The sequence below is a fragment of the Psychromonas sp. SA13A genome (assembly GCF_011378715.1).
GTDB lineage: Bacteria > Pseudomonadota > Gammaproteobacteria > Enterobacterales > Psychromonadaceae > Psychromonas.
In genome coordinates, this window is sequence record NZ_WTKU01000001.1 from 96,409 (window position 1) to 111,924 (window position 15,516).

The window sequence follows — 15,516 nt, forward strand, 5'->3', positions numbered from 1 at the left end:
TGCTAGGAACTAACTTCTCTGAACAATCATCAGAGAAGTTAGTTAACTTACAAATAAGCTGAGTTATTTACTATTTTCACGTGCAATCGCACGGTAAGCGATATCGTTACGATGGAACATACCATCCCAACTAATCTGTTTAGTAAGCTCATAGGCTTTCTGTTGCGCTTCTGTCACTGTATTACCTAATGCAGTAGCACAAAGTACACGACCACCATTTGTCACCACTTGACCGTCTTTTTCAGCAGTGCCTGCGTGAAATACTTTTAGGCCTTCAGAAGCTTCAGGAATACCTGAAATAACATGCCCTTTAGTGTAATCAGCAGGGTAACCGCCAGCAGCTAATACCACACCAATAGCGGCACGTGGATCAAACTCAGCAACCATATCTTCAAGTTCGCCATTTACACCAGCAAGACATAAAGTAACGATATCAGACTGCATGCGTAACATGATTGGTTGTGTTTCTGGATCACCGAAACGACAGTTATATTCGATTACTTTAGGTGTGCCATCCGCCATGATCATAAGACCGGCATATAAGAAACCAGTATAAGTATTACCTTCAGCAGCCATACCTTCAACTGTCGGACGAATAACAAGATCCATGATGCGATCATGCATTTCAGGCGTTACAACTGGTGCAGGGGAATATGCGCCCATACCACCGGTATTTGGTCCAGTATCACCATCGCCAACACGTTTATGATCTTGGCTAGTTGCCATTGGCACGATATTTTTACCATCAACCATTACAATGAATGATGCTTCTTCGCCATCTAAGAACTCTTCAACGACCACGCGATGACCAGCTTCGCCAAATGCATTACCCGCTAGCATATCTTGAATAGCATCTTCAGCTTCTTGTAATGTCATTGCTACAATCACGCCTTTACCTGCAGCAAGACCATCGGCTTTAATCACAATAGGAGCGCCTTTTTCACGAACGTAAGCCAAAGCCGGCTCAATTTCAGTGAAATTTTGGTACCAAGCTGTTGGAATATCATGACGCGCTAAGAAGTCTTTAGTAAATGCTTTAGAGCCTTCTAACTGTGCGGCACCTTTGGTTGGACCAAAACATGCTAAGTTTGCTTCTTGGAACGCATCAACCACACCAATAACAAGCGGTGCTTCAGGGCCAACAATGGTTAATTCAACATTATTGTCTTTTGCGAAAGCAACTAATGCATCAATATCTTCAACACCGATATTAACGTTAGTGACTTTATCTTCTAAGGCACTACCGGCATTACCTGGTGCTACAAAGATATTTTTAACTTCAGGGTTTTGTGCCGCTTTCCATGCCAACGCATGTTCACGACCGCCATTACCAATAATCAGTACATTCATAATAGGAACCTTAAAAATAAGTTATCTAAAATAATAAAGACGAACCAAAGTTCGCCCTACAATATTCAAATTGATTAATCTAATTGTGTTAAGTAATTTTACTAACAATCAAGGGGCAGCAACGAGCTTGCTACTTGATTGCTTAATAACACAATAATTAATTGTGTTTTTTGCTAAGGGGTTTGGCTTGTCATCAAGGCGAAAGCGCGGAGCTTGCTACTGCAAGTGAGCACTTTCAACGCAGAGGACGAGCCAAATCACAAAGCAAAATAAGATTAATGGCGGAAGTGGCGCATTCCCGTGAATACCATTGCCATATTGTGCTCATCCGCTGCGGCGATGACTTCATCATCACGCATTGAACCACCAGGCTGGATAACACAACTAATACCAGCTTCTGCTGCTGCATCAATACCGTCACGGAATGGGAAGAATGCATCCGATGCCATAACAGAACCTTCAACCACTAGGTTTTCATCAGAAGCTTTAATACCTGCAATTTTTGCACTGTAAACACGGCTCATTTGGCCAGCACCTACCCCAACGGTAGCACTGTTTTTAACGTAAACAATTGCATTTGATTTAACAAATTTAGCCACTTTCCAGCTAAATAATAAATCTGACATTTCAGCATCTGTAGGTTGACGCTTAGACACAACTTTAAGGTCGTCTAAACCCACCATACCTTGGTCACGGTCTTGAACTAATAAACCACCGTTAACACGTTTAATATCAAACTCTGTAGTTTGCTTAGCCCACTCGCCACATTCTAATAAACGTAGGTTCTTTTTAGTCGCAACGATTGCCGCTGCTTCTGCACTAACAGATGGTGCAATAATTACTTCAACAAATTGACGTGAAGTAATCGCTTCAGCCGTTGCTGCATCTAATTCGCGGTTAAACGCAATGATGCCACCGAATGCAGATGTAGGGTCAGTTTTGTAAGCACCTTCATAGGCATCTAAGATTGTGCCAGCGACAGCAACACCACATGGGTTTGCATGTTTAACGATCACACAAGCTGGCTCAGAGAATTCTTTAACACACTCTAATGCTGAATCTGTATCAGCGATATTGTTGTAAGATAATGCTTTACCTTGTAACTGCGTTGCCGTTGATACTGATGCTTCTTGAATGTTGTTTTCAACATAAAAAGCAGCGGCTTGGTGAGAATTTTCACCGTAACGCATATCTTGTTTTTTCTGGAATTGTGCATTGAAAGTGCGTGGGAATTTAGACTCTTCATCACCTTCTTTGTTTTCGCCGTAGCTTGGTACCATAGTACCGAAGTAGTTAGCGATCATACCGTCGTATTGAGCAGTATGCTCGTAAGCTGCAATCGCTAAATCAAAACGTGTTTTGTAAACTAGGCTACCGTTATTTTCACTCATTTCAGATAAAATACGTGAGTAATCAGAAGCATTAACAACAATCGCAACGTCTTTATGGTTTTTTGCCGCAGCACGTACCATTGTTGGACCGCCGATATCGATATTTTCAATCGCGTCTTCTAATGTACAATCTGGGTTTGCTACTGTCGCAGCAAATGGGTACAAGTTTACAACAACCATATCAATTGCTTGAATATCGTTTGCCGTCATAATATCTTCATCGATACCACGACGAGCAAGAATTCCACCGTGAATTTTAGGATGTAATGTTTTTACTCGGCCGTCCATCATCTCAGGAAAACCAGTGTAATCAGATACTTCAGTTACTTTAATGTTGTTTTCAGCAAGTAACTTACAAGTACCGCCTGTTGATAAAATATCAACACCGTTAGCTGCTAGTTCGCGTGCAAATTCTACAATACCAGTTTTATCAGAAACACTGATCAGTGCGCGTTTAATTGTTCGGCTATTTTCCATTATATTCCACATTCCTCGGTTAATGTTTTCATCGGTGAAAAATTCAAGTGATTGGCTTTTCCAAAAAGTTGAACTTGCGCGGCATTCTACCCGAATTAAAAGCACTTTTATTCGTTTTGTTGAATAAAAATACAAAAAATAACACTATTTATTCAAATAAGACGGTAATCGATGGATCAACAAGTTTGATATAAGTAACTATCGATGCCACGACAGGTGACTACTTTGACTTTTTCAAAGCTCAAATCTGCCAGCAGTTGCATAATAAACTGATTTTTCTTAGCAACCACTGCTTGTAGTTTCGGGAGTTGATGTAGGGAAGTGAGTTGTTCTATTAACTGTTTTAATGCAGGGTGTAAATCTTGATGTTGATTAAATTCGGGCAATAAACGTAGGGTAAAAACAATACATAAGTCTTCTTCAATAAAACAATCTTGTAATCCAGTACAACCAATCACAAGACCAGTTTCAGCTTCTTCAATCGCGTACATTTTGTGTTTTTTGTTCTGCATTAACGTATCAAAAAACTTACTCGCTTGCTGCTCTGATAAAACCCCTGTCATGCTGTATTTCATACATAACGGGTGCTGAACTAAGCTAATAAAGTCATTTTTATCTTCATCAACAAAACGACGAATGTTTAATTGTTGGTGTTCTATAAATAACGGCATATCACCTCCATTTGCATGGCAAAATTGCCATTCATAGCAATTGAATTAAATAAGAGCTTTATTCAGGCGAGAAGAAATACAAGTAAAGCATTGGTTGTAATCATTATCGAGCTTATTACAACGTCTATAACCAAGCATTTATATAATCTAACCAACATAAATAAACAGATAATTAACTAAATTGGCTTTAGCGGTAGTTAACATACATTATCACATCGTTCATTTTATATACAAATCTAGCTATTAATATAATAGCTTCATTACAATTAGATGGTCGGAAAACAGCTGGAATGATTTGTTAGTTAGCCTGAATACTTAAGATTAAATCTTAGTTGGTTACAAAAAAATTAGCGGGGCGTCAAAGTAAACATCAAAGGTGGTAGGTGAAAGGCATATTTACTTTTAGCAACCGGATATCGACTCTTAGAGGTTTTAAATACCTAGAATAACTTCATTCTCGCTTTCCCTCTAGCTTAAACTGGGCGGCATTTATTGCTATATCTATCACTATCTTTGGAACGTTTTCTGGTGCATTTATCGGCATCATGGTCGGAGTATGAATAATACGAGAAGACGCATCTCTGAAGCCCAATTGATTAGCAAAAGCACCTTCAAGTGATTTCGCCATCAGTATCATTTTGTAACGAATTTAATTATAAGCAAGTAAAATACTTCATCACTCTTGATCAATTAATTCAGGTAGATTGCTACGAAATGTAAAACGACTTTCAAGCATATGCGGTTTCATTTCGTGATAACCTAATTCAATTCCCCAACGATGCGCTTAGGCAAGATTCAATAACGTCTGGCTCTAAGATATCTGACAAAGAAGAAAATTCAGTAAAACGATTAATCGAAGTGCGAGCGAGTGCTTCTGAAAACGCCATAAAAAAATCCCATGACCTTTTGAGTCATAGGATTTTGATCTTCTTCAGCTAAAAATAAACTAACTTTTCTTAACTGTTCGGCATTACGCTAACAAGCGTCATTTTTATTCATTATACGTTAATTGGAATCATGACTTATAAGCAATACAAACGTCGCAACACCAATCAAAGAGGCTTAAGTTAACATTTCGATTTCACTATTTTTTCTGGCGAAAAAAAGACACCTTTAGTCACTTGCCAAGTGACCGCTAATGCACCAATCATAAACACGATGTCACCGATGGTACGTGCCCAACGCAATGTAACTAATGTATCACTTTGCATAACGGCTTCACTACGTGCATACCAAAGCCCCTCTGATGCACTCGCAATAAATTGAATAATGCCAATGGGTAATAAGCTAGTAAATAACATCAGTGCTAAGCCTACATTCATCCACCAAAAAGAAACCTTCATTAAACGCTCATCAAATTTCAAATGAGGGCGAATGTATCTTAATACCAATAAGGTAAAGCCGAGCGCTAAGAAACCGTACACACCAAATAATGCAGCATGCGCATGGGTTGCCGTCGTATTAAGACCTTGAATGTAATATAAAGAGATTGGCGGATTGATCATAAACCCTAATACCCCAGCGCCTAACATATTCCAAAAAGCAACTGCAACAAAGTACATAATAGGCCATTTCACACTGTCCATCCAAGGCGCACGATTTTGCAACTTATAGTGCTCCCAAGCTTCATATCCAAGCACAATTAGTGGCACAACTTCGAGTGCACTAAAGGTCGCACCGACTGCCATAACAGGTGTTGTCGTACCAGAAAAATACAAATGATGGAAAGTACCCGGAATACCCCCTAACATGAATAATGAGGCAGATGTTAATGAAGCCACTGTCGCCATACGTTGAGAAACTAATCCCATATTAAAGAAAATAAATGCCAACGCAGTAGTAGCAAAAACTTCAAAGAAACCTTCAACCCATAGATGTACAATCCACCAACGCCAATATTCCATCACAGAGAGATGTGTTCTTTCACCGTAGAAGAAACCCGCCCCATAAAATAAACCAATCGCGATACATGAGAACATAAATAAAACTAATAAGTTTTTATCACCTTTCTGTTTCAACGTCGGCGCAATACAACGCATCATCAACGTTAACCACAATACAAGCCCAATAAATTTACCAATTTGCCATAATCGCCCTAAATCAACATATTCATAACCTTGATGGCCTAGCCAAAAATTTAAATTTGCTGGCATTATTTGCGCAATCGCTAAGTAATTACCTATAAATGAGCCAACAACGACTAGAACCAGTGCCCAAAAAAGCACATCAACACCGAGTTTTTGGAATCTAGGATCTTTACCTCCATTAATGACAGGTGCTAAAAATAATCCTGCCGCTAAAAAACCACTGGCGATCCAAAATAAAGCAGATTGAATATGCCAAGTACGCACTAAACTATAAGGAAACCATTCTGAAGTTTGAATACCATAAAAGCCTTGACCTTCAACGGTATAATGTGCGGTGAGTGCCCCCATAAAAATTTGAAAAGTAAATAAAGCCACGACCAAGAATAAATATTTGCCTAATGCTTTTTGCGAAGCTGTTAACGCGAAAGATAAGATAGGATCATTGAGTGGCGCAACAGGTTCACTTTCATCTTCTTTTCGTAAAAATGCCCAAGCCCATACTAAAGCACCAATACCGGCAACCAACAATACAATACTCACAACAGACCATAAAATATTTTCAGTAGTGGGTTTATTATCGATTAATGGTTCATGCGGCCAATTATTTGTATAAGTTGCATTACCGTCACTACGTTCAGTTGAGGCAGCCCAAGCGGTCCAAAAAAAGAATTCAGTTAAACGCTCCCTTCTCTCTGCACTTGGTAATGTCACCTCTTTCATGGCATAATTTTCACGCGTTTTTTGTAATTCAGGTGCACCGCCAAAGAGCGCATTATAATACTCACCCGTTTGCTCAATCGCTTGCAGACGCCTTACAGATAACGTGACTGTATTTTTCTCATGATCATAGGTATTTGTTCTGTAATCATTTTTAAGTTTATATTGTAATGTGTTTTGCTGCTCTCCGGTTAATCGATCAAAAGGTTTAGCAAACTCGTCCATTGCCGCTAAATCCAACCAATTAACAAGTTCTCGATGTAACCAATCCGCTGTCCAATCGGGCGCTTGATAAGCACCATGACCCCATATTGATCCCAGTTGCATCCCACCTACTGATTGCCAAGCCGTTTGACCGTCTAATATTTTTTCTTCCGTTGTAAAAATATCACCACGCTCAGAAACAAATGATGCTGGTATCGGTGGTGCCGTACGATAAATTTCTGTTCCGTAGTAACCTAATAATGAAAAGGTAATGGCAAGCACACCTAAGAGGGTCCACCACAATTTTTTATACTCTCCCATAACATGCTCCTTTTGATGAGTATTTAGCCTTTAATTAACAACCTTAAATTCAAAAACTTCTAAAATAAAAACCCTTTATTTAACTTACAAATAAAAGATGCATTTTAAATGAATCTTATTTGAGTGAGATTCTACATACAAAATTAAAGATGTAAACTATATGTATCTTATAAATCGATGTATTTAAAATAATTCTTTAAGATATTAAGGCGGTAGAGACAAAATAATGCCATTATTAAATATCATTACTTAGGTGCTTTATATGAACATTTCTCGTTTTACCGATTACTCATTACGAGTATTAATTTACCTTGCGGCTGCAAAAGAAACTTCCCACATTATCACTATTAAAGAAGTCGCTGAGCGATATCAAATATCAAAAAATCATTTGATGAAAGTAGTGCAGGAACTTAGTGCCAACAATCATATCAATGCAACTCGGGGGAAAAATGGAGGAATAAAGCTTAATACAGCGCCTGAAAATATAAATATAGGCCAGTTGGTACGCTCTATAGAACAAGGTTCAACATTGGTTGAATGCTTTGGAAAAGATAACCAATGTGTGATCACATCAAGTTGCCAGCTAAAAAGAATGTTTGCACAAGCAATGGAATCTTTCTTTGATTGTTTAGATCAATACACGTTAGCTGATTTAATCAAAGGAGAGAATAAAGCTGAACTCAGACAGGTACTTATGATCCCAATAGAATAAAAGACTCTTTGCAAAAGAAAAAATACCTTAACCGACAATCAATATTAAGATGCCAAGCATAAGCATATGATGAATAAGCACTGGCTAGAAACGAAAAAACATACCGAAGTATGTTTTTTTAGTGAATAAATATTAACAGTCTTTATTTGTGGTAAGGCACACTTAATTCATGCACGGCATCTACAAACACTTTCGCATTTTCAGGTGGTACATCTAAATGAATACCATGTCCTAAATTAAACACATGACCATTGCCTGTACCAAAACCTTCTAAGATAGTCGCCACTTCTTGGCGAATACGTTCTGGTGACGCGTATAACATCGATGGGTCCATGTTACCTTGCAATGCAACACGCGAACCAACACGCGCTTTCGCTTCTTTGATATCAATTGTCCAATCTAAACCAATTGCATCACAACCAGTATCAGCGATTTGTTCGATCCATTGACCGCCATTCTTTGTGAATAAAGTCACCGGAATTTTTTGACCATCATAGTTACGGGTTAAGCCATCCACTATTTTATGCATATATTGCAATGAGAAGTCTTTGTAATCGCGTGGCGACAAAATACCACCCCAAGTATCAAAGACCATCACAGATTGAGCACCTGCAGCAATTTGTGCATTTAAATAAGCAATCACAGAATCTGCCAATTTATCTAATAACAGATGTAATGTTTGCGGTTCAGCAAATGCCATTTTTTTAATTTTAGTGAAGAATTTTGAACCGCTTCCTTCAACCATATAAGTTGCTAACGTCCATGGGCTACCAGAGAAACCAATTAATGGCACTTCGCCTTTTAAATCACGACGAATGGTACGGACCGCATTCATTACATACTGAAGTTCACCTTCAGGATCTGGCATGATCAGGTTATCAACATCTTTTTTACAGCTGATAGGACGCTCAAATCTAGGGCCTTCACCTTCTGAGAAATATAATCCTAAGCCCATTGCATCGGGAATAGTTAAAATATCAGAAAAAAGAATCGCTGCATCTAGGTCAAATCGACGTAATGGTTGTAATGTTACTTCACAAGCTAAATCTGCATTACGGCAAAGCGACATAAAGTCACCCGCTTGTGCTCGAGTCGCTTTATATTCAGGTAGATAGCGGCCTGCTTGACGCATCATCCAGACAGGTGTTTTATCTACTTCTTGCTTTAACAAAGCACGAATATAACGATCGTTTTTTAATTCAGTCATTGGTAACCTTTTCTTTTCTGTCTATTAATGGCGCGCCGAGTTTACAAATCAGCTTAATTATTGGCGCACATACTAACATTTAAAATAAATGAACGCGCCTTAATCCTGTTTTGTCGTTCAAAATTTTTAACTAGTCATATAACTAACGATACAATTGGCGACACAATTAGCGACATCTTTTAAGTGTTTTTTCGATTAATTTACGTGCAATTGTGCCATGCCTTGGTATCACTGGTAAATTATTTGCATCATACCAATTTGCTTCAATTAACTCATGCGGGTCAACTTTTAGTTCACCTGAATCATAATCAGCAATAAAGCCCATCATTAATGAATGAGGGAAAGGCCAAGGCTGGCTGCTTACATAACGGATATTTTTAACTTTAATCCCCACCTCTTCAAAAACCTCTCGCTCAACACAAGCCTCTAAAGTTTCACCCGCTTCGGTAAACCCTGCTAACGTTGTATAAACAGGATAGTTTTCCTTTTGGTGACGGTTGTGCAATGCTAGTAATATCTGCTTATGTTTACGGATTGCAACAATAATACAAGGGGATACTCGCGGATATGTCCGATGTTGGCAATGGTAGCACTTCATCGCTACTTCCCAATCAATGGGCTGCATTTTTTGTCCACATTGACCGCAAAATTGATGGGTTCTATAAAACAATGCAATTTGAAATGCACGCCCAGCCATATCAAATAACAGATCATCAATTCGCCCCAATAACGAACGTAATGTGACGTATCCACCTAAACCAATATCTAAGCTATCTTCAACTTCTACTAGGTAACAAGGTTGATCTTTATATTGTCCTAACAATCGTTTATTAGTCGTTACCCCTTCAGGAAAAGGTAACTCATTAACATTGCCAAAGGGAATGAAATCACCTTTATCAAACGCAACTAACTTGCCTTCTGATAAAATAAACCACCATGCGTTTTCATCTAACGCAGTTTGTAACTCTGCCATCTTAAATACTCGTTTTGGGGAGGAATAAATAATGTATACCCGTTATCATTCAAAATACAAAAATCAGCTCGCAGTGAGGTGAACAAGCTATAGGCATAAAGGTGAAGTTCTAACGGGTTATATCAAAACTTTTTCCCGTTTTATAACAGGAACGAAGATGATTACCTCACGACTTGCCCTATGGTTAGCTAATTCGAAAATCAATGCAGCGTTGTAACATTCGATAGGGACTAGTCATTGTCATCATGTTACGCCTTGCCTTGATATCCGAGTTAGCTACTGAATAATGCATTTTGATTGGTAACGGGTATAGTGCAATATCAAACCACTATTGAACAAGTGTTATTTTTTCTTCTCGTTTTAGTTATTCATTACAATGGTAACGATTAATATAAAATATTAGTATTTGAAGCGATTACATTGGGCATAAGCTCACAGTAATTATGGTGATTGCTATATAAACTAAATTTATATTGACGAGCGCTATTATTTCACTTAATTTTTAGTCAGTTAGTTTTGTAGCTATTTCATTTAAAAGAGGTTTTTATGCTTAAAAAAATAAAACAAGCAAAAGAAGAATGGGGTGGTGAACTATCTGTTTTAGATAATTGGTTAGATGCACGTCAAAAACTCGTTGTCTTATATTGTGAATTAGCGGGCCTGCCACCCTACCAACAAGAAAAACGCTGCTTACCTAAACAAGAGGTGATCACAGAGTTTTGCCAACAGTTATTGGATTATGCTTCAACAGGACATTTTGAAGTGTATGAGCAAATCATTGAACAATCGAGAATGGATGGCATAGAGAATTTAAAAATTGCTCAAGAGTTATATTCTCATATCACCACCACGACTGATGTCGCGTTGAATTTTAATGATACCTATGCAGAAAACGTATCGGATAAAACATTGTTAAACTTTGACCATGATATTTCAGAGTTAGGTCAAGTAATGGAAAGCCGATTTGAACGTGAAGATCAGCTATTAGAAGTAGTACACCTTCATCATACTATTCGTTAATCTGTGGATATTGATTACGCATTATGGCGATCTTAATGGCGCTATTATCAATGTTTAACCATACAATGTGGTGATGTAAAGCATTGATATATAATCTGCATATAAAAAAACCAATCGTATAGATTGGTTTTTTCGTTTTATCTTTGTAACTTTTTCTTTGTAATAACAATTATGTGTAGCGACAAACTAAGAAAAACTACAAATGCGCTACCTGCGAATCCAAGCTATTTTTTAATAATAAAAAATATTCTTCTATGAACATTTGCTGTTCATTAGTTGCTTTTTGCTCCCAGCTTTTACCTAGTATCTGCTCAATATCTTCAACTAATTGGTCACCTTCAGCAACAACAATTAAACGAGTTTCATTGCTTAATTGAGGTTGTTGTGAACAAAAGTTCATCAGCATATCGGAAACTTGATCAAGAACAATATCAGATATAGGTTGCCCAGTGCGGGACCCTGACTTTTGTTCAAATATCGCTAAATTATCAGCAAAATAATTTATGCATTGTTCATATGCATCACTTTTTAATAACATCCAATACCCTTTCTTCTTTAATGCATCGGCTTAATAATTAACAACCAATACATTAATAACTAGTTTTATTAATAAATATTAATGACTATCAATTTTATACTACAACTCGCCCATTTCTCGTAATGAAAGGTCGCGTCGTTGGTTGAAGGCTTTTATATCTTTCTGTGGCACTTCTTGAGATAAAGGCAGATCAACCTTCATCGCATCAACCGGTTTGTTATAAACATGAAATTCATAATGTAAATGAGCACCTGTAGAGCGTCCTGTATTACCCGAGCGAGCAATCAATTTACCCATTTCTACACGTTGCCCTTTACGTACTAATATTTTGCTTAGATGTAAGAAACGAGTTGTATATTTACGACCATGTTTGAGCACAATATAATTACCTGCAGCAGGGTGATAACCAGCCCTTACCACAACGCCATCACCGGTAGCATAGACATTAGTACCAACAGGAACAGCGAAATCGGTTCCATTATGAGGACTTACTCGTTTAGTAATCGGGTGTAACCGACGAGGATTAAAGCGCGAGCTAATACGAGGATGTCCATTGACAGGGTAACGACGATAAGCTTTGCTTAAACCTTTACCGTCTTTGTCATAATAGCGGCCATCTTCGTTTAAAAATGCGGTATAGGTACGTGATCGGGTTTTAAGCAAAATAGCCAATACTTCACTATCAAAACTATAAACCCCATCTATATATTGTTTAGCCACTAATACATGATAGCTATCGCCAACGCGAAGTTGACGATTAAAATCAAACTTATCTTGCAAGGCACGAGATACTTGTTGGATTTGGCTAGCAGATAATCCAGATTTTTTTGCACTAACATAAAAGCTGCCAGTAACGCTGCCTTGATAATAACTATTACGCCACTCTCCTTCTTTAACCTCTAAGTTCGATACATAAGCACCATCTTTTAAAACAAAACTTAATGTATTAGCGCGGTCGATAATCACTTTTAGCGATAATAATTGATTACTAGGGCTAACCAAAAGTTGTACTTCTTGCCCTGGCAGTAAATTAGCAAGGCGTAAATGCTCCGTATCAACCTCTAATAACTCTTGTAAAGCTGCGGCTGACAAACCTTCTTTAGAAAAAATTTCACTTAACGTATCACCCGCTGAAATAGTAATATCTATTTCTCGGTTGGCAGAAAAGTCAGGGAGTAATGTTTTATTTGCACCACGATTTACCGTTGCTGGCTCAGCAACCGCATAGTCATCTTTTAATGACTCACTAATAGGAAGAGTTAATTCGCGTTTAATTGTTTTTCCATTAGGGTTAGAAGCAGGAATAAGGCTAATAATCAGTAAAAAAACAAATAAAGAGATGACTAACCAAAAGTGCAAGCGAGGTAAGTGATTTACTAAAGTAAGCACTTTTTTAAACATAGTTTTAATTTGATGTAACAAAGGCATAAAGAGTCTCGATTAGACAGAAGAAACATAACCGTAAAATAAAATGCCAGCGAGTATAACCTATAGCACAGCATGTTTAAGAAAATTTACAGTAATTTTAACCACCTTTGACCAATAAAGTAAGCAAACAGTTCTATCTTATTTATAAATAATAGGGTGTTATCCATCACAAAAAAATGTATTATGGACGTCTAGATGTAAAAACATCCAAAATAATTTATTTAAATAGCCCGAATAGGAGTTCACATGTCACGTGACTTATTTACTTCAGAATCAGTTTCTGAAGGTCATCCAGATAAAATCGCCGATCAAATTTCTGATGCCGTACTTGATGCCATTTTAAAACAAGATACTAAAGCACGCGTTGCTTGTGAAACTTACGTAAAAACGGGCATGGTCATGGTAGGCGGTGAAATCACCACTGATGCCTGGGTTGATATTGAACAAATCACACGTGATACCGTACGTGAAATTGGTTACACAAGTTCAGAAATGGGCTTTGATGCCGACTCTTGTGCCGTACTAAACGTAGTAGGTAAACAATCTCCTGATATTAACCAAGGTGTAGACCGCTCTGACCCTCGTGAACAAGGTGCCGGTGACCAAGGTTTAATGTTTGGTTACGCGACCAATGAAACAGAAGTATTCATGCCTGCGCCAATTACATATGCTCACCGTCTTGTAAAAAGACAAGCGGAAGTACGTAAAAGTGGCCAACTAGATTGGTTACGTCCAGATGCTAAAAGCCAAGTTACCTTTGCTTATGACCAAGGTAAAATCGTCGGTATTGATGCCGTTGTACTTTCAACGCAACATCGTGAAGATATTAAACAATCAGATTTAGTTGAAGCGGTAATGGAAGAGATCATTAAACCGGTTTTACCTGCTGAATGGTTAACTGAACGTACTAAATTCCACATTAATCCAACCGGTCGTTTTGTGATCGGTGGGCCAGTAGGCGACTGTGGTTTAACAGGACGTAAAATAATCGTAGATACTTACGGTGGTACAGCACGTCACGGTGGTGGTGCATTTTCTGGTAAAGATCCTTCAAAAGTAGACCGAAGTGCAGCTTATGCAGCACGTTATGTCGCAAAAAATATTGTTGCTGCAGGTTTAGCTGACCGTTGTGAGATCCAAGTGTCATATGCAATTGGTGTTGCAGAGCCAACATCAATCAGCGTTGAGACATTTGGTACTGAAAAAGTAGCAAAAGACTTAATCGTTAGCTTAGTAAGCGAACATTTTGACCTACGCCCTTACGGTTTAATCGAAATGTTAGATCTAATCAAACCTATTTATCAAGAGACAGCAGCTTACGGACACTTTGGTCGTGAGCAATTCCCTTGGGAAGCACTAGATAAAGTAGACGCTCTTAAAGCGGCTGCATTTTAATTTAAGCGTTTTATAAAAACGATTTAATATTGAATGATGCTAACGTTTGAAGATAAAAAAGCACTCGCAGTGAAAGGTGAAGATTGTTTCATTTTAGCCGAGTGCTTTTTTGATCGCGCTTTTCCTCGCCCCACTTACTTCTTTAATCAACGTGGTCGAAGCGCAGGTACTGCACATCTACAAAAAAACCTGATTAAATTCAATCCAATCTTATATCTACAAAATAAAGCTATTTTTATTGAGCATGTCGTTGCCCATGAAATTGCACATTTAATTACTTACCAGCTTTACGGTAAAGTCAAACCACACGGTAAAGAATGGCAACAGATCATGACACAGGTTTTTCATTTACCTGCCAATACAACCCATCAATTAGATATTACAGATGTTCAAGGTAAATTATTTATTTACCACTGCTCTTGCTCGCAGCATCAATTAACTATTCGTCGACATAATAATATTAAAAAAGGCACTCGTTATTTATGCCGAAAGTGTAAGTCGACTTTAGTCTTTTCTGAACAAGAAAATTAAGCGTTAACAATCAATAGAAATGAAAGAATTAAGACAACGGGCTTATTAAGAATTGAGAATTGAAAGTTAAGATTTAAGATTTTTTATAGGGAAATGAATATTTATGATACTTCGAGGTGTAAAAATAGCTAAGCTGGGAAATCAACTTGTAAAGTGGGATTAATATTGCAGGCTACTCCAACCCCCCGCCTTTGTAGCTGCAATATTAATTTTACCGATTACCATTTAACTCATTACTATCTATCAACAGCTGGCATATCCTGCGAAAAATAGCATCAATCTAAATCGAACGCCTGTGTGCGCAAACCTTCAATCAAAATTTCATAATAAATAAAACGTTATCTATTATCATGAGTCATGGTTTTTGGTGTTACCTAGCATGGAGACTCTCAGTAACAACCATCGACAAAATACTGAACTAACAACAATCAACATTAACTTCATGGCTTAAATGCTCAATGCTTAATTACTGTTAGCTATAACGACAGTATTCT

General features: G+C 37.8%; 13 protein-coding genes and 1 pseudogene. 4 read left to right on the forward strand and 10 right to left on the reverse strand.

All coding sequences use genetic code 11. The features are described from left to right. Positions 1-63 precede the first annotated feature (63 nt). The 6 genes and pseudogenes from purD to GQR44_RS00500 all read right to left on the reverse strand — a co-directional run bounded on the left by purD (position 64) and on the right by GQR44_RS00500 (position 7,218). Positions 64-1,350, reverse strand: coding sequence for a phosphoribosylamine--glycine ligase (purD, locus tag GQR44_RS00485; protein ID WP_166368146.1), 1,287 nt, complete (start codon positions 1,348-1,350; stop codon positions 64-66). A gap of 275 nt (positions 1,351-1,625) precedes the next feature. Continuing rightward, on the reverse strand, positions 1,626-3,218 hold the full coding sequence (purH, locus tag GQR44_RS00490) for a bifunctional phosphoribosylaminoimidazolecarboxamide formyltransferase/IMP cyclohydrolase (RefSeq protein WP_166368963.1): 1,593 nt from the start codon (positions 3,216-3,218) through the stop codon (positions 1,626-1,628). 176 nt (positions 3,219-3,394) lie between these two features. Then, complete coding sequence (locus tag GQR44_RS00495) at positions 3,395-3,889, reverse strand: GNAT family N-acetyltransferase (protein WP_166368148.1); 495 nt, start codon at positions 3,887-3,889, stop codon at positions 3,395-3,397. 454 nt (positions 3,890-4,343) lie between these two features. Beyond that, positions 4,344-4,700: pseudogene (locus GQR44_RS19675) on the reverse strand (IS4 family transposase); the annotation flags it as partial. Next, complete coding sequence (locus tag GQR44_RS19940; protein ID WP_277344343.1) at positions 4,654-4,776, reverse strand: hypothetical protein; 123 nt, start codon at positions 4,774-4,776, stop codon at positions 4,654-4,656. The gene GQR44_RS19940 and the pseudogene GQR44_RS19675, both read right to left, overlap by 47 nt. Before the next feature lie 180 nt (positions 4,777-4,956). Further along, positions 4,957-7,218, reverse strand: a complete 2,262-nt coding sequence (locus tag GQR44_RS00500; RefSeq protein ID WP_166368150.1) for a nitric-oxide reductase large subunit — start codon at positions 7,216-7,218, stop codon at positions 4,957-4,959. A gap of 262 nt (positions 7,219-7,480) precedes the next feature. Here GQR44_RS00500 and GQR44_RS00505 point away from each other — a divergent pair, with 262 nt between their 5' ends. Continuing rightward, the gene (locus GQR44_RS00505; protein ID WP_166368152.1) at positions 7,481-7,930 is read left to right on the forward strand and encodes an Rrf2 family transcriptional regulator; all 450 of its coding nucleotides are present in this window, start codon (positions 7,481-7,483) and stop codon (positions 7,928-7,930) included. 142 nt (positions 7,931-8,072) lie between these two features. Here the strand turns inward: GQR44_RS00505 and hemE are convergent, their stop codons facing one another. Further along, entirely contained in the window at positions 8,073-9,137 is a 1,065-nt protein-coding gene (hemE, locus tag GQR44_RS00510) for a uroporphyrinogen decarboxylase (protein WP_166368154.1), read from the reverse strand. 166 nt (positions 9,138-9,303) lie between these two features. After that, positions 9,304-10,110, reverse strand: a complete 807-nt coding sequence (gene nudC, locus GQR44_RS00515) for an NAD(+) diphosphatase (RefSeq protein WP_166368156.1) — start codon at positions 10,108-10,110, stop codon at positions 9,304-9,306. Positions 10,111-10,656: 546 nt separating this feature from the next. Here nudC and rsd point away from each other — a divergent pair. After that, the gene (gene rsd, locus GQR44_RS00520; protein ID WP_166368158.1) at positions 10,657-11,130 is read left to right on the forward strand and encodes a sigma D regulator; all 474 of its coding nucleotides are present in this window, start codon (positions 10,657-10,659) and stop codon (positions 11,128-11,130) included. A 196-nt stretch (positions 11,131-11,326) separates the two neighbouring features. Here the strand turns inward: rsd and GQR44_RS00525 are convergent, their stop codons facing one another. Then, positions 11,327-11,668, reverse strand: coding sequence for a DUF3802 family protein (locus GQR44_RS00525; protein ID WP_166368160.1), 342 nt, complete (start codon positions 11,666-11,668; stop codon positions 11,327-11,329). 99 nt (positions 11,669-11,767) lie between these two features. After that, a complete protein-coding gene (locus tag GQR44_RS00530; RefSeq protein WP_166368162.1) occupies positions 11,768-13,096 on the reverse strand; it encodes a peptidoglycan DD-metalloendopeptidase family protein in 1,329 nt (442 codons plus the stop codon). Positions 13,097-13,342: 246 nt separating this feature from the next. On the opposite strand from GQR44_RS00530, the gene metK reads away from it, so the two are divergent. Both metK and GQR44_RS00540 read left to right on the forward strand, forming a co-directional pair. Continuing rightward, positions 13,343-14,491, forward strand: coding sequence for a methionine adenosyltransferase (gene metK, locus GQR44_RS00535; protein ID WP_166368164.1), 1,149 nt, complete (start codon positions 13,343-13,345; stop codon positions 14,489-14,491). Positions 14,492-14,524: 33 nt separating this feature from the next. After that, a complete protein-coding gene (locus GQR44_RS00540) occupies positions 14,525-15,022 on the forward strand; it encodes a SprT family zinc-dependent metalloprotease (protein WP_240923527.1) in 498 nt (165 codons plus the stop codon). The last annotated feature ends 494 nt before the right edge of the window (positions 15,023-15,516 follow it).

What these genes read in the sequence shown, in the direction of transcription:
- GQR44_RS00500 (WP_166368150.1), bottom strand. Translation starts at nt 7,218, where the DNA reads ATGGGAGAGTATAAAAAATTGTGGTGGACCCTCTTAGGTGTGCTTGCC.
- metK (WP_166368164.1), top strand. Translation starts at nt 13,343, where the DNA reads ATGTCACGTGACTTATTTACTTCAGAATCAGTTTCTGAAGGTCATCCA.
- purD (WP_166368146.1), bottom strand. Translation starts at nt 1,350, where the DNA reads ATGAATGTACTGATTATTGGTAATGGCGGTCGTGAACATGCGTTGGCA.
- GQR44_RS19940 (WP_277344343.1), bottom strand. Translation starts at nt 4,776, where the DNA reads ATGGCGTTTTCAGAAGCACTCGCTCGCACTTCGATTAATCGTTTTACT.
- rsd (WP_166368158.1), top strand. Translation starts at nt 10,657, where the DNA reads ATGCTTAAAAAAATAAAACAAGCAAAAGAAGAATGGGGTGGTGAACTA.
- GQR44_RS00530 (WP_166368162.1), bottom strand. Translation starts at nt 13,096, where the DNA reads ATGCCTTTGTTACATCAAATTAAAACTATGTTTAAAAAAGTGCTTACT.
- nudC (WP_166368156.1), bottom strand. Translation starts at nt 10,110, where the DNA reads ATGGCAGAGTTACAAACTGCGTTAGATGAAAACGCATGGTGGTTTATT.
- hemE (WP_166368154.1), bottom strand. Translation starts at nt 9,137, where the DNA reads ATGACTGAATTAAAAAACGATCGTTATATTCGTGCTTTGTTAAAGCAA.
- GQR44_RS00540 (WP_240923527.1), top strand. Translation starts at nt 14,525, where the DNA reads ATGATGCTAACGTTTGAAGATAAAAAAGCACTCGCAGTGAAAGGTGAA.
- GQR44_RS00505 (WP_166368152.1), top strand. Translation starts at nt 7,481, where the DNA reads ATGAACATTTCTCGTTTTACCGATTACTCATTACGAGTATTAATTTAC.
- GQR44_RS00495 (WP_166368148.1), bottom strand. Translation starts at nt 3,889, where the DNA reads ATGCCGTTATTTATAGAACACCAACAATTAAACATTCGTCGTTTTGTT.
- purH (WP_166368963.1), bottom strand. Translation starts at nt 3,218, where the DNA reads ATGGAAAATAGCCGAACAATTAAACGCGCACTGATCAGTGTTTCTGAT.
- GQR44_RS00525 (WP_166368160.1), bottom strand. Translation starts at nt 11,668, where the DNA reads ATGTTATTAAAAAGTGATGCATATGAACAATGCATAAATTATTTTGCT.